24 protein-coding genes are annotated in these 25894 nt (G+C 68.8%); 11 read left to right on the forward strand and 13 right to left on the reverse strand.

Annotated features, from left to right (window positions below):
* Positions 1 to 57: 57 nt before the first annotated feature.
* From ACFVUT_RS13900 to ACFVUT_RS13920, 5 genes are all read right to left on the reverse strand, one after another.
* Entirely contained in the window at positions 58 to 648 is a 591-nt protein-coding gene (locus ACFVUT_RS13900; protein WP_389647912.1) for an ATP/GTP-binding protein, read from the reverse strand.
* The gene (locus tag ACFVUT_RS13905; RefSeq protein WP_389647915.1) at positions 623 to 997 is read right to left on the reverse strand and encodes a DUF742 domain-containing protein; all 375 of its coding nucleotides are present in this window, start codon (positions 995 to 997) and stop codon (positions 623 to 625) included. The genes ACFVUT_RS13900 and ACFVUT_RS13905 overlap by 26 nt, the downstream gene beginning before the upstream one ends.
* Complete coding sequence (locus ACFVUT_RS13910) at positions 994 to 1398, reverse strand: roadblock/LC7 domain-containing protein (protein WP_389647918.1); 405 nt, start codon at positions 1396 to 1398, stop codon at positions 994 to 996. The genes ACFVUT_RS13905 and ACFVUT_RS13910 overlap by 4 nt, the downstream gene beginning before the upstream one ends.
* Positions 1395 to 2639, reverse strand: a complete 1245-nt coding sequence (locus ACFVUT_RS13915; RefSeq protein ID WP_389647921.1) for an ATP-binding protein — start codon at positions 2637 to 2639, stop codon at positions 1395 to 1397. The genes ACFVUT_RS13910 and ACFVUT_RS13915 overlap by 4 nt, the downstream gene beginning before the upstream one ends.
* A gap of 578 nt (positions 2640 to 3217) precedes the next feature.
* Positions 3218 to 4543 (reverse strand): PHB depolymerase family esterase, encoded by a 1326-nt coding sequence (locus ACFVUT_RS13920; protein WP_389647924.1) that lies wholly within the window; start codon positions 4541 to 4543, stop codon positions 3218 to 3220.
* Positions 4544 to 4570: 27 nt separating this feature from the next.
* On the opposite strand from ACFVUT_RS13920, the gene ACFVUT_RS13925 reads away from it, so the two are divergent.
* The gene (locus ACFVUT_RS13925) at positions 4571 to 5845 is read left to right on the forward strand and encodes a PucR family transcriptional regulator (RefSeq protein ID WP_389647926.1); all 1275 of its coding nucleotides are present in this window, start codon (positions 4571 to 4573) and stop codon (positions 5843 to 5845) included.
* 12 nt (positions 5846 to 5857) lie between these two features.
* Here the strand turns inward: ACFVUT_RS13925 and ACFVUT_RS13930 are convergent, their stop codons facing one another.
* Positions 5858 to 6814 carry an alpha/beta hydrolase gene (locus tag ACFVUT_RS13930; protein ID WP_389647929.1) on the reverse strand — a complete coding sequence of 319 codons (957 nt, stop codon included), beginning with the start codon at positions 6812 to 6814 and terminating at the stop codon, positions 5858 to 5860.
* A 164-nt stretch (positions 6815 to 6978) separates the two neighbouring features.
* A complete protein-coding gene (locus ACFVUT_RS13935) occupies positions 6979 to 8589 on the reverse strand; it encodes a serine/threonine-protein kinase (RefSeq protein ID WP_389647932.1) in 1611 nt (536 codons plus the stop codon).
* A gap of 690 nt (positions 8590 to 9279) precedes the next feature.
* Here ACFVUT_RS13935 and ACFVUT_RS13940 point away from each other — a divergent pair.
* Positions 9280 to 10386, forward strand: a complete 1107-nt coding sequence (locus ACFVUT_RS13940; RefSeq protein WP_389647935.1) for a DNA cytosine methyltransferase — start codon at positions 9280 to 9282, stop codon at positions 10384 to 10386.
* Positions 10387 to 10460: 74 nt separating this feature from the next.
* Here the strand turns inward: ACFVUT_RS13940 and ACFVUT_RS13945 are convergent, their stop codons facing one another.
* Positions 10461 to 11318 (reverse strand): PmeII family type II restriction endonuclease, encoded by an 858-nt coding sequence (locus ACFVUT_RS13945; RefSeq protein ID WP_389647938.1) that lies wholly within the window; start codon positions 11316 to 11318, stop codon positions 10461 to 10463.
* A gap of 288 nt (positions 11319 to 11606) precedes the next feature.
* Between ACFVUT_RS13945 and ACFVUT_RS13950 the strand changes: the two genes are divergently transcribed.
* From ACFVUT_RS13950 to ACFVUT_RS13975, 6 genes are all read left to right on the forward strand, one after another.
* Positions 11607 to 13910 carry an esterase-like activity of phytase family protein gene (locus tag ACFVUT_RS13950; protein WP_389647941.1) on the forward strand — a complete coding sequence of 768 codons (2304 nt, stop codon included), beginning with the start codon at positions 11607 to 11609 and terminating at the stop codon, positions 13908 to 13910.
* 277 nt (positions 13911 to 14187) lie between these two features.
* On the forward strand, positions 14188 to 15318 hold the full coding sequence (locus tag ACFVUT_RS13955) for a site-2 protease family protein (RefSeq protein WP_389647944.1): 1131 nt from the start codon (positions 14188 to 14190) through the stop codon (positions 15316 to 15318).
* A 340-nt stretch (positions 15319 to 15658) separates the two neighbouring features.
* Positions 15659 to 16441, forward strand: coding sequence for a polysaccharide deacetylase family protein (locus ACFVUT_RS13960; protein ID WP_389647947.1), 783 nt, complete (start codon positions 15659 to 15661; stop codon positions 16439 to 16441).
* A gap of 554 nt (positions 16442 to 16995) precedes the next feature.
* Positions 16996 to 18267 carry an LAETG motif-containing sortase-dependent surface protein gene (locus ACFVUT_RS13965; protein WP_389647950.1) on the forward strand — a complete coding sequence of 424 codons (1272 nt, stop codon included), beginning with the start codon at positions 16996 to 16998 and terminating at the stop codon, positions 18265 to 18267.
* Between the two features lie 485 nt (positions 18268 to 18752).
* Positions 18753 to 19613, forward strand: a complete 861-nt coding sequence (locus tag ACFVUT_RS13970; RefSeq protein ID WP_389647953.1) for an alpha/beta fold hydrolase — start codon at positions 18753 to 18755, stop codon at positions 19611 to 19613.
* Complete coding sequence (locus tag ACFVUT_RS13975; RefSeq protein ID WP_389647957.1) at positions 19606 to 20175, forward strand: TetR/AcrR family transcriptional regulator; 570 nt, start codon at positions 19606 to 19608, stop codon at positions 20173 to 20175. Before ACFVUT_RS13970 ends, ACFVUT_RS13975 begins: the two co-directional genes overlap by 8 nt.
* Positions 20176 to 20586: 411 nt before the next feature.
* Here ACFVUT_RS13975 and ACFVUT_RS13980 read toward each other — a convergent pair whose 3' ends face one another.
* Together ACFVUT_RS13980 and ACFVUT_RS13985 are read right to left on the reverse strand one after the other, a co-directional pair.
* Positions 20587 to 20988 carry a PIN domain-containing protein gene (locus ACFVUT_RS13980; RefSeq protein ID WP_389647960.1) on the reverse strand — a complete coding sequence of 134 codons (402 nt, stop codon included), beginning with the start codon at positions 20986 to 20988 and terminating at the stop codon, positions 20587 to 20589.
* The gene (locus ACFVUT_RS13985; protein WP_389647963.1) at positions 20985 to 21233 is read right to left on the reverse strand and encodes a hypothetical protein; all 249 of its coding nucleotides are present in this window, start codon (positions 21231 to 21233) and stop codon (positions 20985 to 20987) included. The genes ACFVUT_RS13980 and ACFVUT_RS13985 overlap by 4 nt, the downstream gene beginning before the upstream one ends.
* Before the next feature lie 172 nt (positions 21234 to 21405).
* On the opposite strand from ACFVUT_RS13985, the gene ACFVUT_RS13990 reads away from it, so the two are divergent.
* A complete protein-coding gene (locus ACFVUT_RS13990) occupies positions 21406 to 22023 on the forward strand; it encodes a flavoprotein (RefSeq protein ID WP_389647966.1) in 618 nt (205 codons plus the stop codon).
* A gap of 428 nt (positions 22024 to 22451) precedes the next feature.
* On the opposite strand, the gene ACFVUT_RS13995 is transcribed toward ACFVUT_RS13990, so the two are convergent.
* Together ACFVUT_RS13995 and ACFVUT_RS14000 are read right to left on the reverse strand one after the other, a co-directional pair.
* Entirely contained in the window at positions 22452 to 22637 is a 186-nt protein-coding gene (locus ACFVUT_RS13995) for a hypothetical protein (protein ID WP_389647969.1), read from the reverse strand.
* A 271-nt stretch (positions 22638 to 22908) separates the two neighbouring features.
* Positions 22909 to 23124 carry a DUF6243 family protein gene (locus tag ACFVUT_RS14000; RefSeq protein ID WP_389647973.1) on the reverse strand — a complete coding sequence of 72 codons (216 nt, stop codon included), beginning with the start codon at positions 23122 to 23124 and terminating at the stop codon, positions 22909 to 22911.
* Positions 23125 to 23383: 259 nt separating this feature from the next.
* On the opposite strand from ACFVUT_RS14000, the gene ACFVUT_RS14005 reads away from it, so the two are divergent.
* Complete coding sequence (locus tag ACFVUT_RS14005) at positions 23384 to 23827, forward strand: hypothetical protein (RefSeq protein WP_389647976.1); 444 nt, start codon at positions 23384 to 23386, stop codon at positions 23825 to 23827.
* Between the two features lie 422 nt (positions 23828 to 24249).
* Here ACFVUT_RS14005 and ACFVUT_RS14010 read toward each other — a convergent pair whose 3' ends face one another.
* On the reverse strand, positions 24250 to 24645 hold the full coding sequence (locus tag ACFVUT_RS14010; protein ID WP_389647979.1) for a winged helix-turn-helix transcriptional regulator: 396 nt from the start codon (positions 24643 to 24645) through the stop codon (positions 24250 to 24252).
* A gap of 158 nt (positions 24646 to 24803) precedes the next feature.
* Here ACFVUT_RS14010 and ACFVUT_RS14015 point away from each other — a divergent pair, with 158 nt between their 5' ends.
* Entirely contained in the window at positions 24804 to 25535 is a 732-nt protein-coding gene (locus ACFVUT_RS14015; RefSeq protein WP_389647982.1) for an alpha/beta fold hydrolase, read from the forward strand.
* The last annotated feature ends 359 nt before the right edge of the window (positions 25536 to 25894 follow it).

A 25894-nucleotide genomic window follows, 5' to 3' on the forward strand; every position in this document is an offset into this window, starting at 1 on the left:
GTGGACGGCGAACGGGGCTCGGACCCCCGCGCCTGCGGACGGCGTACGGAGCAGGGGTCAGGCCACCCGTGCGAGAAGGTGCTGTACCAGGAGGATCAGGGCCTGCGCGGACGACTTCTCGTCCCGGGCGTCGCAGTACACGACCGGGGTGTCCGGCAGCAGGTCGAGTGCCTCGCGCAGTTCGTCCTCGGCATGCTGGGAGTGCGGGTCGAAGCTGTTGACCGCGACCGCGTACTCCAGCCCGTAGGTCTCCACGAGGTCGATCACCGGGAAGGTGTCGGCGAGACGGGCCGGGTCGACGAGGAGCAGCGCGCCGAGCGAGCCGCGCGCCATGTCCTCCCACAGTTCGACGAAGCGCTGCTGGCCCGGCGTTCCGAACAGGTACAGCACCAGTTCGTCGCTGAGGGTCAGACGGCCGAAGTCCAGCGCGACCGTCGTCGTCACCTTGTCGGGCGCGCCCCGCAGATCGTCGATGTGCGCACTGGCCTGCGTCATCCTCTCCTCGGTGCGCAGCGGGGTGATCTCGGAGAGGGTGCCGATGAGCGTCGTCTTGCCCACGGCGAAGTGTCCGACGACGAGGATCTTCGCCGCACGCTGCACCGCGTCCGGCACATAGATGTTCTCAGCCGAACCGGACATGGAGTCCATGCAACACCTCTTCGAGGATCTTCCTGTCAACGAGCTGAGCCGGCGGCGGCGCCTTGCGGCGTATCAGATGGCCCTGTTCCGCTAAATCGTTCAGCAGCAGCCGTGCCACTCCCACGGGCAGCTCCAGATGGCCCGCGACCTCGGCCACCGACAGATAGCCGCCGGAACACAGCTCCCAGATCGCCCGGACCTCGGGGCTGGGGTTCGGCGGCAGGTGCCGGTCGGGCGCGATGGAGACCAGAGTGACGAGGGACAGGGCCTCGGCATCGGGCAGACCGCGCCCCCCGGTGATGACGTAGGACCGGACGAACCCGCTGCTGACCGCCTGCTCATCCCCCGGCATCGTCATGCGTCGCTTCCTGCGTTCTGGCGGGGAGGCGTCGTCATGGCCTTCCCCAGCGCGGTGACCTGTTGCTGCATACGGAAGGACATGGCCTCCATGTCGACTTCGGCCGCCGCGGCCGCCGCCAGGTAGGCGCCGGTACCGGCGGCGATCAGGAAGATCCAGCCGTGCTCGTACTCAAGGAGCGTCTGGTGCCACCGGCCGGGCACCTGGGTTCCGATGAAGGGCGCGACCGCCCGGCTCAGCGACTGCATGGAACTCATGGCCGCCGCCACGGTCTCCGCGTCGTCCCGGCCGATCTCGCTGGAGTTGGCCAGCAGCAGACCGTCGGCGGAGACGAGGATCGCGTGCCGCGCGCCGGGCACCTGGAGCACATCGTTGAGTACCCAGGACAGATCGGGGTTCACTGGATCTCGGGTCCTTCCGTCGTCGTCGTGTCACGCCCGGACCGTGTTCCGCGCTGGAACGCGCCCAGGCGGGAGGCGGTCTCCTCGTTGCTGCGCACCGGCCCGGGCTCGGTCGACGGCACCACCGACACCGGGCTCTTGCGACGACGCTTGGGCAGGCCACCGGCGGTGGTGAATGCCCCCGTCGGCTGGGGGGCAGCGGCCGGATACGCGGCCGGGGGGAACAGGGGAGTCGGAGCCTGCGGCGCGGGTGCCTGGCGGCGGGGGAGCGCCGACACGTCCGCCTCGTGGCCACCGGCCATCGAGGAGGCCGCCGGCATTGCTTGCGGCGCGGGTGCCTCGCCGGTGAGAAGCTCGTCGGGCAGGAGAACCACCGCTCGTACGCCTCCATAGGGGGATACGGAGTCCACCGAGACCTTGAACCCGTAGCGGGCGGCCAGTACACCGGAGACGGCGAACCCGAACTGGGGGGGAATGCCCAGGCTGGAGACGCTGATCGCGGCCTGGGGCGCGAGGAGGGCCGCCGCGCGGTCCTTCTCCTCCTGGCCCATGCCGAGCCCCGCGTCGTCGACGATGAGACAGACACCCTTGGGCACGGCCTGGATGTTGATCTCCACCGGGGCGCCGGGGGCGGAGTAGTTGGTGGCGTTGGCCAGCAGCTCGGCGAGGACCACCGCCACCGGCTCCACGGCCTTGCTGACGACGGAGAAGTTGACCTGTCCGTTGACCCGGACCCGGTCGAACTGCCGGATACGGCCCTGGGCGCTGCGGGCCACGTCGAAGACGGAGGCGACCGTCTCCCTGCGTCCGAGCCAGCCGCCGCAGAGCACCGCGATGCCCTGCGCGCGGCGCCCGAACTGGCTGTTGGCGTGGTCGATGGCCATCAGGTCGGCGAGCATGTTGGGGTCGTCGCCGTACTTCTGCTGGGCCTTCTCGATGACCACCTGCTGCTCGTCCGCGAGCCCCTGAAGGGTGCGGACCGCCGCCTTGAGGACCGCCTTGGTCTCCTCCTCGGCGTCCTTGCGCACCTCGGTGAGCTCGGCGGTCTGACGGTGCAGCAAACTGGTGTGCGCGACGTGGAATTCATCCCGCTGCCGCTGCAGCGCATCACGTTCACCACGGAGTTGAGCGTTCTGTCTGCGCAGTCCGATGTTGGTCTTGCGAGCCCGCAGGACGGCACCGACAGCGACTAGTGCTACGACAACCAGTGCCCAGAACAGCGGGCCCTGTGCAAATGTCATGAGACTCACTTCAAGTGCCACGGCTATGGAAACGGCTTGACACTTCCTCATGTGCCGGACAGTCACGACTCGTCGAGTCGCGGCGCGTCACGCAGGGAAGGCCCCTCCGAACGTGGGGCCGAGGAATTCATTCCTCCTGGAATGCCCCCATATGCCATCAGCCCACTGGAAGTAAGATGATCTTACCATCGGCTCGGCTGGTAAATGTCAAGACCGACACGCCAGTTGCGCTTCGGTGCGGAACATTCACATCCAGGGTGCGGCGGCCACCCTCGCCACCTGCGGACATGTGGTGAATATTCAGAACAGGCCGGTCCCCTCGGGGAACCGTGAGATGTCCTCCCGGAACCGCGGAGGTGTCCTCGCGGGCGCCGCACGGACTCCCCCTGGGCCCTTGCCTGTCCTGGTTGCTGCTGGGCACGGCCGTTGGTTGCTGCCGCTGGTCGCTGCTGCTGGGCACGGCCGTTGGTTGCTGCCGCTGGTCGCCGCTGCTGGGCACGGCCCCCGGCCTCTGTTCCTGGCTCCTGATTCCTGACCCGGGGCCGCGGCGCCCCAGGGGTTGGGGCGCCGGGCCGTCCTCAGGCGGTGGAGCAGGCGGTCCCGTTCAGCGTGAACGAGTCCGGTTGGCCGGTGTTCCCGGTGTGGCTCGCCTGGAAGCCGATCTGGACGGCGGCTCCCGGGGCGATCGTGGAGTTGTACGGCAGGCTCCCGGCGGTCACCGCGCCGCTGCTCGGGCTGTAGTTCGCGCCCCAGCCGGAGGTGATGGTCTGCCCGCTCGGCAGGGTGAAGCCGAGCGACCAGTCACCGATCGGTGCGCTGCCGGTGTTGGTGACGGTGATCGTCGCGGTCAGGCCGGTGTTCCAGGCGCTGGTCGTGTAGCCGACCCGGCAGGTACCCGGTTCCGGCTCGGGGTCCGTCGGCGGAACCGTGGTGTCGTCCAGGCCGAAGAACGTGATCGCGCGTGCCGCCATGCCGGCGGTCGGCAGGGTGTGGCCGGCGCCCTGGACGCTGATGGCCTCCACGGGTGCCTGGTTGCCGCTGCCGCCGTAGCGGGTGCGTGTCCAGTCGGACTGCGGGCTGTCGGTGGACGCGGGCGTCCGGCTCACGCCGTGGACATCGGTCCACTGGTCGATCTCCTCGGCGAGGTTCGGATAGCGCAGGGTGCTGTCCTCGGTGCCGTGCCAGAGCTGCATCCTGGGCCGGGTGCCGCTGTAACCGGGATACGCGGCACGGACCAGTGCGCCCCACTCCTGCGGCGTCCTGTCGACGGTGCCGTTCGCACAGGCGCTGTTCCAGCCCGATCCGTCGGTGGTGGCGAAGCAGGAGTGCGGTACGCCCATGAAGGCCGCGCCCGCCTGGAACACATCGGGGTAGTTGCCCAGCAGGACGTTGGTCATCATGGCGCCCGAGGAGGCGCCGGTGACGTAGACCCGGCCGGGATCGGCGTCGAAGTGCTGCTGGACGTAGCCGACCATGGACCTGATGCCCACCGGATCGCTTCCCCCGTCGCGGCTGAGGGCCTGCGGCGAGGAGACGTCGAAGCAGTTTCCGCTCCTGGTCGCCGAGGGGTAGACGACGATGAACCCGTACCGGTCGGCGAGCGAGGCGAACTCCGTGCCCGCGTAGAAGGCCGGGCCCGAGCCCGTGCAGTAGTGCACCGCCACGAGCACGGGCGGTCGCTCCCGCACGCTGTCCGGCACGTACAGGTGCATCCGCAGACCGCTCGGGTTGTCGCCGAAGCCGGTCACCTCCGTCAGGGTGGCGGCGGACGCCGGGGGCGCGAGGGTGAGGAGCAGCGCCGACAGCAGGGGAAGAACACCTCCCAGGAGCGCTGTCAGCAGAGCGCGCGTCGATCGTCTCGTCCGTCTCGCACCGCTCGGCGGGTGCGGGGATCTGTTGGTCATGTTCATGTCCTCCCTAGACTGGGTGCCGTGAAGGGACTGCTGCTGCGGCTGTCGGCGCTGGACGCGGACGCCGCCACCGCCGTGCGCGTGATCGCCCACTTCGAGGCGCTGCTCGGCGGCGGGCCCGAACCGGCGACCCTGGCGCGGTCCACCGCCGGGCTGGCCGGATGCGCGGCGGGGCTGGAGCTGCCCGACGGCCGTGCGGCGCGGTTCGGGCCGGACGGTGCGTCGCTGCCGGGCACGCCCGCGCAGGTGTCCGGCCGGGTGGACCTCCAGCCGGCCGGACACGTATGGCTGGAACGGCCCGGTGCACCCGGGCCGTTCGACGAACTCGTCCTGGAGTGGATGGCCATCACCGCACGGGTGCTGGCGGGCCGGCCCTGGCAGCCCCGGGTGCCCCGGGCCGCCGATCCGGCGCTCGTCGAACGCGTGGTGTCCGGGCGGGAGGACGCCCCGGACCGGATGCACGCGCTGCGGCTGCTGGGCCTGACCCCCGGGGTACCGCTGCGGGTCGTCGCGGTGGCCGCCCGGCCCGGGGCGGACGTGGGGATGGAGACGGTGGCACTGCTGGGGCGCGGCGCTGTGCGGGGCACCGTCCGGGTGGCGCGGGTCGGCCCGTCGGGTGTGGCGCTGGTGCAGCGCCCGGACGGGCCCGGACCCGACCCCGTGCGCGGCGGCTCCCCGGACGCCACGGCATCGACGACCGCGGAGCTGCGGACCGCCCTGTACGAACGTGCCCGTGAGCGCGGGGCGTCCGCCGGCCACGGATTACGGGTGGGCGTCGGCGGCGGCACCGACCCGCTGGACGCCAGGACCTCCTGGGCACAGGCACGTTCGGCCTTGCGGTTCGCGGTGGCCGGGCCCGCGCAGGAAGCGGTGGCCGACCATGACGAGCTCGGCCCGGTCGCGCTGCTGGCGGACATCCCGGTGGAGCGCCTGCGCGACCAGGCGGACGTACGGAAACTGGGGAAGCTGGCGTGCGGTGAGCGGGCAGAGCGCGCCGGGCAGGGCGACGACCTCCTGACGGCGCTGGCCGCGTTCTGCCGCACGGGCTCGCTGCGCCAGGCGGCGGCGGAACTCCACCTGCACCACAGCTCGGTGGCCGCGCGCCTGGCACACGTCGAGCGGGACCTCGGCTGGCGACTGCGTGACCCGCAGGACCGGTTCAGGGCCCATCTCACGCTGTACGCACTGCGCCTGGCGAAAGGCGCCGAGGGGGCCGAGGACGCCGAGGGGGCCGAGGGGGCCGAGGGGGCCGACGGCGACGTCGAGCGGGGCGGCGGTGGGAACGGCGGCGGATGAGCGTTCACCGGCTCACGACCCCAGTGCCGCGCGCAGCACCCCGACCGCCTCGGCGGTCGCGTGCCGTATGACGGCGGCGTGTTCCACGGCCCAGGCGCCGTGAAAGGTGCCGGGGATCAGACGCAGCCGGGTAGGGACGCCGGCCGCTCTCAGCGCGCGGGCGTAGTCGAGCCCCTCGTCCCGCAGGGGGTCGAACTCCATCACCGACACATACGCGGGAGGCAGCCCTGACAGCGCGGCCACTCCCGCGCGGGCGGGGGCGGCGTACGGGGAGACGGCGTCGGTGCCACGCACCCCGTGGCCCAGATACGCGTCCCAGCTGAGGAGGGCGTTGCGCCGGTTCCACACCGGAGTGTCCGTGAACAGCCGCGCGCTCGGGGTCTCCAGCCGGTCGTCGAGCGCCGGGCTGCACAGGTGCTGGAAACAGATCGCGGGCCCGCCCCGGTCACGGGCGAGCAGCGTCAGCGCGGCGGCCAGACCCGCGCCGGCGCTGTCCCCCCACACGGCGATCCGATCGGCCCGGACGCCCAGCCGGCCGGCGTTCCGCGCGAGCCGGAGCAGTCCGGCGTAGCAGTCCTCCAACGGTGCGGGAAAGGGATGTTCGGGGGCCAGCCGGTAGTCGGCGCAGACCACGACCGCCGCCAGTTCCCGGCAGAGGAGCAGGTTCCATTCGTGGTCGACGTCCGGTGAGCCCAGGACGAAACCTCCGCCATGGATGCCGTAGACGGCGGGCAGCGGGCCCCTGATCCCCTGCGGGCGGTAGATCCGCAGCACCACCTCCGGAGCGCCGTCCGGTCCGGGAACGGAGATCTCTCCGACGTCCACCCCCGTGGTGTCCGCCGCCGCGACCGCCGCGGCCAACTGCTCTGCCTGCGCGGCCCGTGCGGCGCCCACGTCGGTGATGTCCACCTCCGGCATCATCGGGAGAGCGGCAGCCAGCTCAGGATCGAAACGGTGGCGCGAGAGCATGTCCCTCCTCCGGTCCCCTGCCTACGCAGTGGCGCCTCCCGTGTGCACAGAGGCGTCGTCGTGGTGAGACGGTGTCATGCGCAATTCCCCCAGGTCATCAGACGCGTGTCGGGAGAACGGTGGCTCCCGTCCGACACGTGCGCGCTCTGCGGGGCGATTCGGGTTCACGGTTCCGGTACGAAGTCGGGGTCGTCGTACAACTCGCCGGCGAAGCGTTGTATCGCGCCGCGCAGCCGCTCAGGATGCACGGCCTGCGGAGTGTCCCAGTTGTGGGCGTAGACGCAGTACCCGCCGCCCTTGCCGTGTGCCTTCACGTGATTCTTCTTGAGCCACTTGTCGACCGGCTCATGCCCTGTGCGGAACCAGACAGAGATCGTCGGATCCCCGTTCCACGCCCGGTCGATCGCCACGCGCCGGAGCGTGGCCCATCTGATCCTGAGAGTCGAGCTCTCGGAACTCAGCGTCCTCTTCCCCGCGGTTGTCCGCAGGGTCCTGTGTCTGATGCTGAGCGCCTCCTCGTCGATGGTCACGACATCCAACTCGATGCGCAGGCCCACGATCAGTCCCACCAGACCGCCCAAAGGCGCTCCGAACAGCACTCCTGCGCCCAGTCCGGCCAAGCCGTTGACCACCCAGGACGCACCGGGAACCAGCGGGTCGTCATGCGAGACTGCGGCTTTGAACGCGACGATGGCGAGCAGGGCGCCGAGACCGATTCCGCCGGCGATCCCGAACTGAACGATCGACCTCAGAGCAGCCCGCGCCCTGTTGGTCGTGAAACGTACCGGGCTGTTCGAGATGGCCGGGCCATAGGCGGTTTCGATGCGCGTAGCGGGTACAGAGGAGCGGTCGATACGCACGGTAGTTGGAGTTGGAGTTGGAGCTGGGGCTGGGGCTGGGGCTGGGGCTGGGGCTGCGTCTGCGTCTGCGGATGGGGAGGCGGATGTCGATGTCGCTGTGGATACCGCACCCGGTTCCGTGCGTCGCAACGCCACGGCGATCGTGATACGTCGCGCAGGGTCCTTCTCCAGAAGTCCCGAAATGACAGAGGCCAGGTGGCCGGACTTCCGCATCGGGCGCGGCGCCTCGGTCAGCGTGGCTGTCGGGTTGTCGGCGGGATACGGGGAGACGCCTTCCACGGCTTCGTAGAGCGTCACTCCCAGTGAGAACAGGTCGGCTCGCCCATCGCACTCCAGCCCGCGCCAGCGCTCGGGCGCCATATAGCCGGGCGACCCGATGACGGCACTGGTGCGGGTGAGCTTGGGTTCGGTGCCACCCAGCGCGATACCGAAATCCGTCAGCAGAAACGCGCCGTTCTCGGCGACCATGACATTGGCCGGCTTCACATCACGGTGCACAATGCCCTCGCGGTGCGCTGCGTCAAGGGCCTTCAGCAGCGCCTTGGCCATATCGCGAACCCTGGGCACAGGCATGGCGCCCCGGGCGGCCAACTCCTCGGCGAGCGAACGCCCCTTCACGAGCTGCATGACGATTCCCGGGGCGCCGTCCCAGGAAATGACGTCGTACACCGTCACAATGCCGGGATGATCCCGCAGACGTGCGGCGTTGCGTGACTCTCTTGTGGCCCGGGCCAGCATGCCCGCGCGTTCCTCGTCGGATACCGGAACCGCGATCGAAACCCTTTTCACGGCGACATCGACACCCAGAACAGGATCATGTGCCGCCCAGACCTGGCCGAATCCACCTGCCCCCAACTGCCGAGTCAATCGATAGCGGTCGCCGACCACATCGCCTGCATGCGGATTGTTCGCCAACTCTCCCCCTCTGCGCACGCCATCTTCACCTGACGCATGGTGTGACGCACGCACTCGAAAAAACAGGATAGGAACGCGCGGCGGCACACGGTAGCCCCTTCGTCCGAGAGACGTCGGGCAACGGATCTCCGGTCGAGGCGGGCACGGCCGAACGGATTTCGGCCCCTCTCATCCGTTGTGCCTGTTGTGCCTGTTCGGCCTGCGAAGGTGAGGCCGGGCGGGGCTGACGGTGCCCCTCATGGAGTGGCGGACGCCGTCGCTTTTGCGGCGGCAGTCGCGCAGGGCGCTTCAGGCGCGCGCACTTCTCCCGGCCCGCCCCGGTGATCGCCCCTGCGCCGACTGCGCCCCGGGAGCGGACCAACGGCCGGTCGCCGAACCACCTTTGCCGTGAACGCCCCGACCGCGAGGCGAGCGTGCGCGCACGTGGCCGCCGGGGCGCGTGATCCGGCCGCGTGATCCGGCCCCGTCAGTTCCGGTGGGGAAACGTAAGGACTGTGCGTCGCCGCAGTGGCTTCGAATGAAGAACTGCCTGTCCTGTGCATAACTCGACCGTCCAGGCAGAGATTATGCCGAAACCGATATCTGTGACCAGGTCGAAGGGGTGTAGAATGCAGCCCGGTGCATCGGTGAAAGTCCGGGGTTGCCGCGACAAGCGCAGAATGAAGAAACGTCAGGAGTGGCTTTCAAGCAATGGGTGCACCGAATTGCGTATCGGTCTTCTCGGGCGGGATGGGCCTGGATCTCGGCCTGGAGCAGGCCGGATTCGCTATCCGATTCGCGGCGGACAGCATGCCCGCCGCCGTTACCACGGTTCGCGCCAATCGCCCTGAACTTCCCTATTATGACGGGGATATCAGGAATCTCTCCGCAGAACAGATCTGGAAATCAAGCGGTTTGTCCGCAGGGCAAGTGGATCTGCTCGCCGGTGGCCCGCCCTGCCAGAGCTTCAGCACGGCCGGTAAGCGTCTCGGGTTGGACGACCACGAAAAAGGGCCGCTCGTCTTCGAGTTCGTGCGTCTGGTCGAAGAGTTGCAACCCAAGGCGTTCCTCATGGAAAACGTCAAGGGTCTGCTCTCCGCCTCCATCAAGTGGCGGCAGCTTCCGTACAACAACAACGGAAAGATCATCGACGATCTGCATGGATCGCTCCTCCGTGAACTCTGCGCCCAGTTGGAAAAGCTTGGGTACAGTCTCAAGTATCGCGAGTTCAACTCGGCCGACTACGGCGTGCCTCAGGCCCGGCAGCGTGTTTTCTTGCTCGGATACCGGGACGGCACACCGGTGTCCTTCCCTGAGCCCACTCACGCAAAGGATTCCAGCCTGTTCCTGAACCCCTGGCGCACCATCGGTGAAGCGCTCGACGGCTTGGTCGATGACGATTCGTACTGCGCCAAGTTCAGCGAACGCAAGCTGAAGTATCTGCGCATGATTCCAGAGGGGGGCAACTGGAGGAGCCTGCCGGAGGAAATTCAGAAGGAATCCATGGGGCGCGCCTTCTATGCCAAGGGCGGCCGATCCGGATACTGGCGCCGGCTGTCGTTCAAATCCCCGTCCCCCACCATTCTCACCGAGCCGCACAACGCAAGTACTTCTCTTTGCCATCCGGTGGAGGACAGGCCGCTCACCGTGCGGGAGTGCGCCAGAATCCAGACGTTTCCCGACGAGTGGACGTTTCACGGTCCGGGACGGGAGCAGTACAAGCTGGTGGGAAACGCCGTTCCTGTTCTGTTGGCCGAAGCCATCGGCGCGCACGTGAGAGCGACCCTGGACGCGACCGCTCCCGTGCCCGCCGCGTAGTCGAAGGGCGGTAGTCGAAGGGCGGTAGCGCCTCTCCGGTGGGGACGGGAGGCGATACCGTCAGCGGCTCCGGTCTACCTGTTCACCCTGCGGAACAGCTTTGCGTAGTCGATCCGCCCGTCGCGATCCCCGATCTCGGGCTGCGCCGCATGTGTAAGCCGCCGCAAAAGGTCCGGGACCAGAGTGTCGATGACTTCGGCTCTGAACTCTGAACACAGCAGGGCGCAGACTTCACCGACCCGTACGTCATAGTCGGTCTCGCCGTTCCCCACACGCTCCCAGAACTCCTTACTGGCCAGCGTGATGTACTCCTGCCCGGGCGGCTTGGTTGTCGTGGCTCGCCCGTAGCACGGAGCGAAGTAGCCGACGAAGGACTTTCCTTGCGCCTCGTACTGCTCTCTCACCTTGACGATGGTGTGGGAAAGGTTCTTCCGCGAGCTCATGGGCATGCAGTCCCAGCTCATTTTGACCTGGTATCCATGAATCAGCTCGCCTGATTCTATTTTTTCGAAGTCGAAATCATCCGGGAGCGCCGGCTCTGACGCCCCTGGGAAGCAGACCTTGATGATGGCCTCAAGGAGATGACCGACGGCCTCCTCCTCCGAGGCATACAAGGCGCTCTCCACCTGAAGTTTCGCCCAGTCGCGAACGGTTTCCGCACCACGGATCCGCAGCAGGAACGGATTGGTGCGCTTGAGCCGCTCGGAAACCTTCAGCTTCGAGAACCTCTCGCGCATCCGGTTCACGTAGAGGCGCTCGGACTCGGCCACTATGAACGTTGCCCGCTCCCGGTCGATGCGAAGTATCGCAGCGACCTCGCGCGCCAACTCCTCGTTCGACGCGTGGCGTTCACCCTCGTCGTCCAGGTCCAGAGGCTCCTGCGTCGCCCAGGCCGACCCTTTGTTCGTGACAGGTGGTGTGATGTCTGGCATGCCGTTCTTCGTATCACGCCCCTGACCGGCACGAGGCAACTTTCCGCAGGGGCCCTCGCGGCCGCCCGGGGCAGGACCGAACTCGCGTTCTGAGCAGGCGAATCGGGGCAAGAGGCGGCGACGACTTCCGACACTGCCGCCTGGGCCCGGGAACCCACCGCGGCCGGAAGGCCGACGGCCCCCCGGCGCTCGTCGTCGAGCTTTGTCGGCTGTTCATCCGGACGCTGCTTCACGCTCGCCCGCAGGAGGGACGATCTCGCTCCGTCACTGTCGTGCAACGGAGAAACGATGCCCCCGAAGAGAACCTACGCCGCGCTCGGAGCCGTAGCGGTCGCCGTCGGCATGCTGGCTGACCCCGGCGTGGCGAGCGCACACCAGGAGCCGCGGCGGCCGCTCGCCTTCGACCGCACCGCCACCTACCCGGTCTTCCAGAACCGGCCGGCCGGTGAGGACCCGGCGTCCCCGACCGTCGCCGAGATCTCGGCGGCCAGTGAGGACGGCCGGACCCTGGTCTACACCGACGCGCCGGCACGTCGGATCGGCTTCCTCGACATCAGTGAGCCGAGCAAGCCGCGCGGGCTCGGCACTCTGTCGCTGGCCGAACTCGGAGACGCCGAGGACGAGCCGACCTCCGTCTCCGTGGTCGGCCAGTACGTCCTGGTCGTGGTGAACACCAGCGCCGACCACTCCGACCCGTCCGGACGCCTCGACGTCATATCGCTGCGCGACCGCAAGCGGGTCACCAGCTTCGACCTGGGCGGCCAGCCGGACTCCATCGCCCTCACCAAGGACAAGCGGTACGCCGCCGTCGCGATCGAGAACGAGCGCGACGAGGAGGCCACCCCGCCCGGAGGCGAGAAGGGCGACCTCCCCCAGGCTCCGGCCGGCTTCGTGCAGATCGTCGACCTCAAGGGCGACTCGCCCCAGCACTGGCGCACCCGGGCCGTACCGCTGACCCGGCCCGACGGCACGGCGCTCCCCGTACTGGCCGACGCAGGGATCGTCGAACCCACCGACCCGGAGCCGGAGTACGTCTCCGTCAACAGCCGCAACCAACTCGCCGTGACCCTGCAGGAGAACAACGGCATTGTCCTGGTGGACCTGCCGACGGGCAGGATCACCAAGGCTTTCAGTGCCGGTACGGACACGGTGCACGGCATCGACACAGTCAAGGACGGTGTGATCGACCAGACCGGCTCGATCACCGACGTGCGGCGCGAGCCCGACGCCCTCAGCTGGATCGACGACCGATACCTGGCGACGGCCAACGAGGGCGACTGGAAGGGCGGCACGCGCGGCTGGTCCGTCTTCGACAGCCGGACCGGCACGGTCGCCTGGGACGCGGGCAACAGCTTCGAACGGCTCGCCGTCCGTCACGGCCTCCACAACGAGGACCGCGCGGGCAAGAAGGGCACCGAGCCGGAGGGCGTGGTGGTCGCCACCTTCCACGGTGTGCGCTACGCCTTCGTCGGCTCGGAGCGCAGCAACTTCGTCGCCGTCTACGACCTGAGCCGGCCCACCACCCCCGTCTTCCGCCAGGTGCTGCCCACCACCAACGGCCCCGAGGGGCTGCTGCCGATCCCGTCGCGCGACCTCCTCGTGGTCTCCAGCGAGGAGGACGACGCCTCGGTGAACGTGCGATCCTCGGTGAGCCTGTTCCAACTGGGCGAGGACACCCCCGCGTTCCCGAGCATCGTGTCGGCCCCGGACTCCGCCGGCGCGCCGATCGGCTGGGGCGCGCTCGGCGCGCTGTCCGCCGTACCCGGCAGGCCGCACGAGCTGTACACCGTCACCGACGCGGCGTACTCCGTCACCAGAATCATGACCGTCGACACCTCGCACCAGCCGGCGGTCATCACCCGGGCGCTCACCGTCAAGGACGCCGAGGGCCGGCCGGTCGGCTACGACGCCGAGGGCATCGTCGCCCGTCCCCAGGGCGGGTTCTGGCTCGCCGTGGAGGGTGCGACGGGCGACGGCAACAAGCTGGTCAGGCTGGACCGCGACGGAGTGACCCGGCAGGTCGTCACGCTCCCTGCGGACGTCGCCGCGGGTCTGGCGAAGCAGGGCTTCGAAGGGGTCACCGCCACCACCGACCGCAACGGCCGCGAGGTGGTCTGGGCCACGCTGCAACGTGAGGTCAAGGGCGACCCGGCCGGCGTCGTCCGGCTCGGCCGGTACGACGTCCGAGCGGGAACCTGGAGTTGGTACGGCTACCGGATCGGCACCACCGACACCCCGGGCGACTGGATCGGCCTCTCCGAGATCACCGTGGTCGGTGACAAACTCGCCCTGATCGAACGGGACAAGCTCAACGGCCCGTCCGCCGCGGTCAAGCGGGTGTACACGGTCGACCTGCCGAAGTCCGCCGCCCTCTCGGGCCCGCTGCAGGTCCTGCCCAAGAAGCTCGCCCACGACGTGCTGCCGGACCTGCGGGCGACGAACGGCTGGACCCAGGAGAAGCTCGAAGGGCTGGCCGTGGGCGGCGACGGCCAGGTGTACGCCGTGACGGACAACGACGGCCTGGCCGACGCCACCGGCGAGACGGTCTTCCTGCGCCTCGGCTCCAGCAAGCGGATCTTCGGGCGCGACTGATCCGCCGCGGCGCCTGCCGGCTCAGCCGCAGCCCTCATCGGCTTCACCGCGGCGCCTGCCGGCTCCGCCTCGGACAGCAGAATCCCGACCGGCCGTCGGCGGATCACCGGCGGCCGGTCGGGCAGCCGCCCGAGGAGGGAACGCGTCCTGGGCCCTGGCCTACCGCGGGAGATTCCGAGAGCGACAATGGTGGGTGGGTGCTGTGCTGGTCGGTTCATGCAGTCAGGTCGCCAGGTCCTGTCTGGTGGACCGGGTGTCGAGCCGGCAGGAGACGACGATGAACGGCTCGGTTCGTATCGGACACGTTGTCGGGGTGCCACTGCGGATGCACTGGAGCGTGCCGCTGCTGGTGGTCCTGTTCGCGTACGGCCTCGGCCGCCAGACCCTCCCCGTGTGGACTCCCGGGCGCTCGAACGCGGTGTACACCTTCGCCAGCGCCGTGGGGGCCCTGCTGCTCATGGGCAGCCTTCTGCTCCACGAGACGGCACACGCCGCGACGGCCCGCAGGAAGAAGATCGCGGTACAGGATGTGACGCTGTGGGCGCTGGGCGGGATGACCCGGATGGGGCGACCGCCGACAGCCGCGGTGGCTTTCGCCGTGGCGATCAGCGGGCCGCTCACCAGCCTGGTCATCGGCGGCGCCGCGCTCGGAGCGGGAGTCGCGCTCTACGCGATGTCCGGCTGGGCGGTGCCCGCCGCCGTTCTCCTGTGGCTCGGCTGGGCGAACCTGTTCCTGGGCGCGTTCAACCTTCTCCCCGCTGCGCCGCTCGACGGCGGAAGGGTGGTGCAGGCGCTGTTGTGGTGGCGTACCGGAGACCGGGAACGTGCGGATCGGGCCGCCTCCCGAAGCGGTCAGGTCGTGGGCGGGCTTCTGATGGCCTTCGGCTGGATCTCCTTCCTGCGCGGGGCTTCGGGCGGGCTGTGGCTCGTCCTCGTCGGTCTCTTCATCATGGTCGTCGCCGGCACCGAACGGCAGCGCGCGGTGATCCACACATCACTGCGGGGCGTCAAGGTCGCCGATGCCATGTCCAGCCCGGTGACCACCGGCGCCGACTGGCTGACCATCCGGCGTTTCATCGACGAGGTGGCAGCGAATTCCCACCATTCCGCCGTGCCGCTGCTCGATTTCGAAGGCCGTCCCAGCGGGATCGTTCAGATGAGCAAGCTCGCCCGGGTACCGGGAGTGCGCCGGGAGGAGCTGCGTGTGCGCGAGGTGGCGATCCCGCTGTCGCAGTGCGTGGTTGCCGCCCCGAGCGATCTTCTGACTGAGGCTCTCGACAAGCTCCGCCCGGGTACTGGCCTACGCATTCTCGTCGTGGACGGGCACCATCTGGTGGGGATCGTCACCGCGAAGGACATCTCACGGCTGATCCAGCGGCACACACTGGCGGGCCAAGGGACCGACTGACTGAGCCTGGGGCTCGGCCCGCGGCGTCGTCGGCGATGGGCACCTCCGCCCTCCATCGAGCGCGGACACACTGGTCGGACTGCACGGACTGCACGGACTGCACGGACTGCACGGACTGCACGGACTGCACGGACTGCACGGACTGCACGGACTGCACTGCGAGACCCCTGCGACCAGTGGACCGGGCCGTCGCGTCCCTGTCGTCTGTCGCGGAATCCCTGTGTTTGTCGCCGGCCCCCTGCGGGTTCGTCCGTGATCGGTAACAGGGGACCTTGTACGGGCGTTCGTGTGTCTTCATAGGTGCACGGCATCGGCGGAGACGGCAAAGGGGCGGGCGGACATGGCAAGGCACAAGGGAAGGGGATCGTACGGCCGGCTCCTGGCGGCGGCGCTCGGGGTGACAGCGATGGCCGCTGCCACCTCCGTGTGGACCGCGCAGGCCGACTCCGCCGGAGGGCGGCAGCCGCAGGCGAGTGTCTCGACGCCGGCCGCCCGGCCGCAGGACGGGACCGTGGACAAGGTGGCGGCGGACATCGCGCACGCCTCGGACCGCGGCGCCCGGGGTGTCAACATCACCATCGACGACGGACCGGACCCGGTCTGGACGCCGCAGGTGCTGCAACTGCTGAAGGACAACGGCGTGAAGGCCACGTTCTGCATGGTGGGCACGCAGGCCCAGATGTACCCGGACCTGGTCAAGGCGGTCGTGGCGGCCGGGCACCGGCTGTGCAACCACACGGTCTCGCACGACACCGCCATGGACACCAAGTCCGAGGCATACCAGTCCCAGCAGATCCTGGATGCCGAACGCATGATCATCAAGGCGTCCGGAGGCGTCCGGTCGCAGTACTACCGTGCCCCGGGCGGTGCTTTCACCCCGTACAGCCGACAACTCGCCGCGTCCCGGGGAATGCGGCCGCTGGGCTGGAACGTCGACACCAAGGACTTCGAGCGTCCCGGCGTGGACACCATGGTCGCCACCGTCAAGAGCGAGATCGCCAACGGGCCGACCGTTCTCTTCCACGACGCGGGAGGGGATCGCTCCCAGACCTTGGCCGCTCTGCGCGAGATCCTGCCCTGGCTGAAGCAGCAGGGGTACTCCTTCGGCTTCCCCGTACGGTGAACGAGGCTCGCCCGCACCGACACCCGGCACCGGCACCGGCACCGGCACCGGCACCGGCACCGGCACCCTGACTCGGCACCGGCACCTGGACTCGGATCCGACCCGCACCCCGACCCCGACCCCGACCCCGGCACCGGCCCCGCAGCACCAGCGGACGGACAGGCATGAACAGCAGAGCCTGACCACTGACGAAAGCCGCCCGGACGGAGAAGCGACAAGGCAGCAAGGAAGCCCCGGGCCACTGGCCCGGGGCTTCCTTGCGGAGCGGGTGACGAGAATCGGAATCGGGCTCGCCGGGTGGGGCGGCGCCGGAACGACGCAGAACGACGCGTCCGGGGGCATGTGGCATTCCTCACAGCGAAAGCACAGGCAGTGAAAGCAACTGCACCCTTTCGTCTTTTCTGTCTGTCCCGGTGTTGTGGTGTGGGTCGGAACAGGTGAAAAAGTCGTGACGGTCGACCGTTGCCCCGGACATACGATCACCTCAAGTCGCATCTGCGTGTTCCATTCCGCTGCGACCCCTTCTTCTTCTTTTCGGACTCCGAAGGGCTCTTGTGAAGATTCGCCGGATTCTTGCCACAGCTGTTGCAGCCGCAGTGACCACGCCTGCCCTCCTGCTGTCGGTCACCCCCGCGTTCGCCGACGCCAAGCCGGCAGCGCAGACGCAGAAGAAGCCGTCCATCGCGGAGCTGGAAAAGGCCGCCGCCGCAGCGAAGGCGGCATACGACGACGCCGTGGCGGCCGAGAGCGCCGCCCAAACGGCTCTGGAAGCGCTCCTGTCCGACACCAGTCCCCTGGCCGTGGCAGCCAAGGCCGCCGCGGCAGCGGCGGCCGACGCCGCCACCGCGAAGACCGACGCCGACCAGGCGGTCGTCGACGCCAAGGCAGCGGTCGACGCCCTCCCGGAGACGGCTACCGAGGACGAGAAGGCCGCGGCGGCGACGGCTCTCACCAAGGCGGAAGCCGACGCGGCAACCGCCGCTGAGGCCAAGGCCGTTGCCGATGCCAAGGCCGTGGAAGCCGTGGACGCGCGTGACGACGAGCGGGTCGCCGCAGTCCGGACGCTGGGCCAGGCGCAGCAGGCCACCAAGGCGGCGCTCGCTGACAAGACCGCCGCCGACGAGGCACTGGCCAAGGCGAAGGAAGAGGGCGAGGACGGCGAGGACTGCGTCCCCGAGGCCAAGCTCACCACGGTCGTCACGGGTCTGCCGTCCACAGTCGTCGCCGGCACGAAGGTCACCTTCAACCTCCGGGTGACCAACGGCACCAAGAAGACGATGGACGAGGTGCTTCCGTTCGCCTACGTCCACGCCACCGACCGGAGCGGGCTCAACGACATCGACGACCTGGTGCACCTGCAGTGGTCGTCCGCCGCGTCCTCGACGTGGAAGACCGTCGACAACGAGCACTACATGGACGCCATCAGCCCGCTGAAAGCCGGCGCCCACGCCGATGTCAAGATGCGCCTCACGATCGACGCCTCGGCCCCCGCGGGCAACGGCATCACCTTCGTCGCCGGTGACTACTTCAACGACAACGGCACCTGCGGCGGGAACCCGGACCTTGAGGGCTACGAGTTCCTGATCGCCGCCGCGGGCAGCAAGCCCGGCAAGGTCGACGACGCCAAACCCAGCACGACCAAGCCGAACACCTCGGACCTCAAGCCGCAGAGCGGCGCGTCGGCCGACCCCGTGAGCGGCAGCCTCGCCGCCACGGGCTCGTCCTCCGCGACGTCGCAGCTCGCCCTCGCGAGCGGCGCGGCCCTGGCGATCGGCGCGGGCGCGGTGTTCGCCGTACGCCGTCGCAAGGCCGGCTCCCAGGCCTGACGCATGAGGCGGGGCGCCGACCAGGCCCCCGGCCCACGCGCTGACCGCCCAACGGGCCCGACACCGAGCGGTGTCGGGCCCGTTGCGGAATTCCGCCCCGTTCAAGCCCTGCTTCTTCCGCGGGACGGACCGCCGGGTGATCGGCGACCCCAAGTCCTGGGCGGGCACACGGGAGATCATGTTGACAAAGAAGCCCCGGCCGCCGGCCGGGGCTTCTTTCATGGAGCGGGTGACGAGCATCGAACTCGGGCTCTGAGCTCGGGAATCACCGGCGCGACGGTGCAGGTCTGTGAGGTTCACGCAGCGGCCTGGGCGCTGGGCGCTGTGGGCAAGTTCATCGAAGGAGCGTTCCCAGACTTCACATACATCACATACATCACGGATGGTGAGGCGGCGGGCGGCGGCCCGAGGCTCACGGGGCAGCTTGCGGGTGGTGTCGTCACCACCCCTTGCGATCCATGGTTAATGCCTTTAACCTTACGGCTATGAGGATTAACGAGAGGGATCAGGTCAGCGAGAAGCTCGATGCCAACGGGGGGTTCCTGAGCTACGACGTCCGGGGTGAAGGCCCGCTTGTCGTACTCGCCCACGGCATGGGTGAGAACCGGGCGGGATACGGCGAAGTGGCCGAGCGGCTGGCGGCCGGCGGGTACCGGGTGGCGCGGCTGGATCTGCGCGGACACGGGGAGTCCAGCGCGGACTGGGCGTCCTACACCCGTACCGAGGTGGCCGGAGACATCCTCGCGCTGATCCGCCACCTGGGCGGCCCCGCCGTGATCGTGGGCCACTCCTTCAGTGGCGGTGCCGCCACCATCGCCGCGGTGCAGGAGCCGGACCTGGTCTCGGCGATTGTGGAGATCGGCCCGTTCACCCGCGCCCAGAAGATCAGCGCGGGCGCACTGTTCAGGCAGCCCCGCTACCGCAAGGGCGCCATGCTCCTGATGGGCGCCACCGTGCTGCGCAGCCTCCCCCGGTGGAAGCGCTACATCGACCACGCCTTTCCCGGACAGCGTCCCGAAGGATTCGACGCCTACACGGCCGGTATCGAGGCAGACCTGAGCCGCCCGGGCCGGATGGCCGTCCTCAGCAAGTTCGGCATGGCCGCCCCCAAAGACGCCGGCGCCGCCCTCGGCGACGTACGGCGTCCGGCGCTCGTCCTCATGGGCACGCTGGACCCCGACTGGCCCGACCCCCGCAAGGAAGGGGAAGGTATCGTCGCGGCCATGCCCGCGGGAGTCGGTCATCTGTCGATGATCGAAGGTGCGGGACACTACGCACACGTCCAGTACCCGGCCGAAGTCGCCGCGGCCATCATGGACTTCGTCAGGAGTGAGACCCGTGCCTAAGACGGCCCTGTCCACAAACGCGGTGGTCGACATCGCCATGCGAGTGGTGGACGAGGACGGGGCCGACGCCCTGACGCTGTCGGCGGTGTCGGCGCGGGCCGGCGTCACCACGCCGTCGCTCTACAAGCACGTGAGCAATCTCGCCGAGCTGCGCGCACTGGTCTCGGCCCGGATCATGGGCGAGCTCGCGGACCGGACCGGGGAAGCTGTCCTCGGCCGCTCCGCCGACGACGCGATCCGCGCGTTCATGGGAACGTGGCGCCGATTCGTACAGCAACATCCACACCGGTACGCCGCCCTGATCCAGAGCCCCGACCCCCGATCCGCCGACGCCGGCCAACGGTTGGTCACCGTCATCACCGCCACTCTGCGCGCCTACGGCATGCGAGAATCCGCCGCGATCCACGCGGCCCGATGCCTGCGCGCGGCCGTCCACGGGTTCGCGGTCCTGGAGGCCCAGGGCGGCTTCGGCCTCCCGGAGAACCTCGGTGACAGCTATGAGCTGTTGATGGACGTCATGATCGCGGGCCTGCGCGAGACCCGCGCTCAGTCGTGCGACTGAGCCAGTCCCCCGCGCAGCGCCTCGGTACTGACCCAGTCCCCCCGCGCAGCGCCTCGGTACTGAGCCAGTCCCCCCGCGCAGCGCCCCGGGACTGAGCCAGTCCCACGCGCAGCGCCTCGCCCTGGCCGGTGAGGGCGTCGGCATCGCTGTTTACCGCCCCTACTGGCACGTTGCCGGACGGCTTTCGCTTCTACGACCTTCGTCACACCGGGCACACCCTGGCCGGCCGGTCCGGGGCCACCCTCAACATCACGATGGTTCGCGCCGCCTGTGAGAGGGCTCGACGCCCCTGGTTACCGCTGTTGACCGCTCGGCGGGGCACGGCATCGGGAGCGTCGTGAACGGTCACTGCGGCCGCGTGCCGATGACCACGTCGACGAGGCGACGGGGGTCCGCAGAGGCTCGGGCAGTTCAGGGGGAGATGATGCGGACCTGATTCCCACAGAGCTTTGTCATGTCGTCCCTGTCGGACGTCAGCAGCGCGACCGGCCGTGGCTGGCGCAGTGCCACTTCAGCCACCGTCGCGTCGATGGCGTACTTGTGGCCATGCAGTCCGGCTCCCTTGAGGAGTTCTGCCGCTGCCTTTGCCGCCTGTTCCGTGACTGGCTCCACCTTGATCCGCGACAGCGCCCAGTTGAGACGCGGAAGGTTGATACGCGAATGGCTGACCTCGACGATGGTGTTCGCGGCGATGACGAGGTCGGCACCCATCTCGTGGAACACCTGGAGCAGCGCGAGGAACTTGCGGTCCTGCGCGATCCAGGCCGAAAGCCCCTCCGAGTCCAGGACAACGGTCTCGATGCGCTCGCTCATGCGGCGTCCGCGTCCTTGGAGGAGCCGGCGGCGCCAAGGATCTTCGAGCGGGCCTCGGCGAGCTCCTCGTCGCTGAACTTCCCGTGCTCATCTTCATGGCGTCGCAGGTCGTCGCCCAGCAGCTGGTGCCGGATCTGGCGGGCGACTGCTTCCGCCACGTAACCGGAGACGTTGTCCGTGAGCTTGCGGAGCTCTGCCACCTGGTCGCTCGGCAGCGTGACGGTGATACGAGTCGTCGAGGACATACGGAAAGCATACTGGAGTATGCGTCGAAATGGCGCCCACTTCGCTGCCGCCGGCATATCGACCAGGTGCTCGAATATCTCGAATATCTTGTGGGGTATCGCCCTGCACGGGGGCAGTGCGGCAGTGGCCTTCGGCGACGCCGGGCTTGCTCTGGAGGCACCGCGATCCCTCATGCGACGACACATTCCCGCCCCGAGCGGCGCGCGGCCCTCTGGGCCGAAACGGCCCGCGCCTACAGCCGGCAGGGCCGGCTCGCCGACGGATACCAGGCGCTCCGTATCGCGGAGAGCTGTGCGGCGCAGGACATCCGGCGCCCGGCCATCCGGGAGCTGGTCGCGGACATGGCTGCCCGCGACCGTCGTCGCCACGCCGCAGGGTCTGGGCTTCATCGACGCGGAGGCCGTCGTAGCCCAGACCGGGTACCCGATCCGTTCGGCATGGCGTTCTCCTGACGACCCTCGTCCGCTTCCGGCTCCGGATGCGATCGCCGTTGTCCCGGCCACGTTCAACACGATCAATAAGTGGGCGGCCGGTATCTCGGACACCCTGGCCCTGGGCATCCTGTGCGAGTCGTACGGCCTTGGTACCCCCACCGCCGCCCTGCCGTACGTGAACTCTGCCCAGGCCGCTCACCCCGCGTACGCCGAGAGCCTGCGGAAGCTGCGCGCGATGGGCATCCTGATCGGTTCTTACGAACCCCATCCCCCCAAGGCCGGCGGTGGCGCGGACCGCTTCCACTGGGAGGAAGCGCTCGACCTGTTCACGCCCAGGGTGGCCGCCCAGCCGTGATCACCTGCGCCGAGGCCGAGACGTAGGGGTGGGCGTGGCCGATGCCGCAGGCTGCGGGGAAGCCACAGGGCGTGGAACGGTGCTGCGTGCCCCTGCCACGAGAGCTCGTCGGCTTGGAGCGGGCCTTTGTGAGAGCCGTTGTACGCGCCAGGCCAGTGTGCGTGCCGGGGAGCGGGCGTCGTCGAGGGCGCGTTCGTCTGCTGCCTGCTGCAACAGGCGTCCGGGATCGTGGCCTGCGGTCTCCGCGTCGGCATCGCGGGGTGAGTGCATTGGCGGCGGGGTCGGCGAGGATCTGGTCGGCGTGCGTGGAGGCGGCCTGGCGGATGAGCTGGGCGTACCCGGTCCGCAAGCTTCTGGGGCGGTCGGTGTTGGCCGAGGGCGAGAAGAGGTGTGAGCCGCAGATGCCGCCACGCCTGAGTACCTGAGTCCTATGCGGCTGTGGTCGGTCGCTTGAACTCCCAGTGGATCTCGGGGCGGGCCGGCGCGAGCCTGCGGAGCATGTTCTGGAACAGATTCCCATTGGTCTGAAACTGCCCGTGCGGGCCCTTGCTGAGCGCGTTCATGATGTAGTCGAGCGCCGCACGCTTTTCAGCGTCGGAAGCGAGCACACCCACGTCAAGGACGAGGAGTTCGGGCCTGTAAACGACGAAGGCCCAGCGCTCGTCGGAGTAGAGCAGGCGCTCTGGGAACGTGCGCAGACCCCGAACACGTCGCCCAGGAACTCAACGGCCGCCCACGAAAGACGCTCGACTGGGATACCCCAGCCGAGCGTCTGCGTGATCTGCTCACCACCTAAAACCAGGCGGTGTTGCGAGGACCCCCAGAACCCAAGCGTCGCGGTCCGGGCCCCTGCCCCGTGCGGTGCCGCCCTGCGGCGGCGGTGCGTCAGCTCTGGGCGGTGTCGTCGCCCGTCTGCCCGGCGCCCTCGGCTGCGCCTGCCTTCTCGCGCATCTTGCGCACCAGCTCCGCCTTCAGATCGGCGGCACCCTGGCGGTCGAGGTTGCGGTGCGGACCGTTGTTCTGCCGTTCGGCGCGGGACAGCCTCTTGCGCTGGCCGCCGCCCATGCCCACGGGGTTGTTGATGTTCTTGCTCACGGTCATGGGTTCTCCCGGAATGATGTGAAGTGATCTAGGGATTCATCGGTGGGGGACGGGCGCGGCGACGTCGAGGGACGTCGGCAGGGGCCCATCACGCCCTCACTCGTAAATCGGCGTCTGGAAGAACATGACGAAGACGGTACCCGGTTCCGTCGGCCCCGCACGCCAAGCCTCTCGCTGCCCCGGCGTCGGCTGGGCCATCGGTGAGCGCCCGGGGTCAGCCGTTTCCTTCCGGGAATCTCGGCATCCATCAGTACCTGACATGCCGGTGGTCGCCGCGCGCCCGGGGCAGGAGTGGGGCTTCCGCGGAAGCATCCCGGAGATCGCCAGGCGCGCCTCGGTGAACGGGGGTGAGTTCTTCCGCGTTCAGCAGGCGGTCAACGGTCACTCCCAGGTCATCCACGCGCTCGATGGACGAGTGGATGGCGTGTTCGATCCCGCCGACCTGGAAGACGCGGCTTGGATGGACCCCGTGCCCGAGATTCCCTCGTGGGCGACCGGCGTCGCCTTTCACCTGGATACCTTGGGCGCCGAGTCCTTGGCGCTGATGGAGCACGTGATGGGCGTACCGGTCGATCCAGCTCTGATGGAGCACGTGATGGGCGTACCGGTCGATCCAGCTCTGATGGAGGCACCGCTCCGCACCGTGCTCCTTGTCTCCCCCGACGCACTCTTCGGCGACCTGGAGGCCGCCGGGCTCCCCTGACCGCCGGCGCAGGAGAAGCGATCTGGCGTGTCGTGCATTTCTATGGCACGTGATTGTTGCCCGGACCCCATGAGGTCCGGGCAACAAAAAAAGCCCCCGACCGCTGGGCTTGGGGGAGTTTCGAGCTGTGGAGCGGATGACGAGCATCGAACGCGCGCTCTGAGCTTGGGAATCACCCGGCGCCTGGGCCTAGATGTAGCCGCTGATCTGCGGGAACAGTCTCTGGTGATCCCGTTCTGTCGGTCTCTTCTGGCACCTCGTTGACCGCTGTTTACCGCCGCTACTGGCGCGTTATGGGACGTTATGGCGCGGGGCTCACGTGCGGGCAACCGCTCGGACGGGGCTGCCTGGTCCGGGCTGCGTGGCCGATGGTGATCGCCGGGTGGTGTGCAGCCGGGGCCGGGGCGGGGCCGGGGCCGGGGTCAGGCGGGCGAGGTGTCGGGGCGGGCGTCGTACGCGGCGCGGGCGGCGTCGATGTGCGTCAGGTGGGTGATGCTCCACTCCAACAGGGGCGCGGTGGCTTCGCGGAGGGTCCTGCCCATCGGAGTGAGTTCGTAACTGACGTGCGGTGGCATGACATTGCGGACGGTCCGTGTGAGGATCCCATCGCGTTCCAGGCCGCGCAGGGTGACGGTGAGCATGCGCTGGCTGATCCCGTCGACGGCCCGCTTGAGTTCGGTGAAGCGGCGTGGCCCCTGGCTGAGGTTGCGCACGATCAGCAGCGACCACTTGTCGCCGACGATGCCGAGCACTTCACGGGCCTGGCACGGGTCCTCCGTTCGTGCCGCCCGCGACTCGCCGCCCGCTGTGCCGTTCATGGTTACCTCCAGAGAACCAGGGCACGTAAATGTGCCTTATTGATCGGGGTGCGGCAGGTGCAGCACGATGATTACGGTTCCCAAAGAGTACCGAGGCACAAACAGGAACCGTGATGTTCCCGTGCCGTCACGCCCCGAAGAGGAAGAGAAATCCCCTCATGGCAACTTTTCTGTTGGTCCACGGTGCCTGGCACAGCGGCCGGTGCTGGGAGCGGGTGGTCCCACTGCTGGAGTCGGCCGGACACCGCGTGTTCGCGCCCTCGCTGACCGGATACGGCGACAAGGCGCACCTGCTCGGCCCCGAGGTGGGGCTCGACACGCACGTCGAGGACGTCGTAAAGCTGATCCACGAGGAGGACCTGAGCGAGGTGGTGCTCGTGGGGCACAGCTACGCGGGGCTGGTCGTCTCGTCCGTGGCCAACGAGGTGCCGGAACGGATCGCGCACCTGGTGTACCTGGACGCGATGGTCCCGGAGCACGGCGAGACCGCCGTCGACGTGCAGCCCATGACCCAGAACCTGATCGACCTGGCTGCCAGGTCCGACAACGGCTGGCGCATCCCGCCGCTGCCCGAGATGCCTCCGCCCCTCGGGCTGTTCGGGGTCACCGACCCGGCGGACATCGCATGGCTGCGTGCGACGCTCTCCGACCAGCCAGTGCGCTGCCTGCGGCAACCGGTCCGGCTGGACAACCCCGCCTTGGACTCGGTTCCGCGTACGCACATCCACTGTGTCGGCGCAGAGCCGGAAGGCATCGTGCGGCGGCCTGTCCCCGCGACACAGCCCAACGGCTCCCCGGCACGGATACGGGAACTGCCGACCGGACACGACTGCATGATCACCATGCCGTCGGACCTGAGCGACCTGCTGCTTGAATCCACTCTTCGTTAGCGTCCGGACAGTGACTGCAGTAGCGAGCCGGAAGAAGCCTTCTGGTGCGGATCTGGTGCGGGCCCCCTGAACGGTGCCAGACAACAAAGAAGCCCCCGGCCGTTGGCCTGGGGCCTTCATGATGGAGCGGGTGACGAGCATCGAACTCGCGCTCTGAGCTTGGGAATCAGCGGTGCTTGGCAGGCCCAAGTCGCTTGGACCTGCGCTTTTCCCCTGGGCGGGATGGTTGGCTATGGTCCCTGGGAGCCGTACATGACCGCTGTTGTCCGCTCTGCTGGGCACGGATGGGGTACGGGTGGTGCCATTGCAGCGGAGCCTGCCAAGTTGCGTGCTCCGGGTGGGTTGGTGGGTCAGAGAGG

The organism is Streptomyces sp. NPDC058051, from assembly GCF_042885475.1.
Lineage (GTDB): Bacteria > Actinomycetota > Actinomycetes > Streptomycetales > Streptomycetaceae > Streptomyces.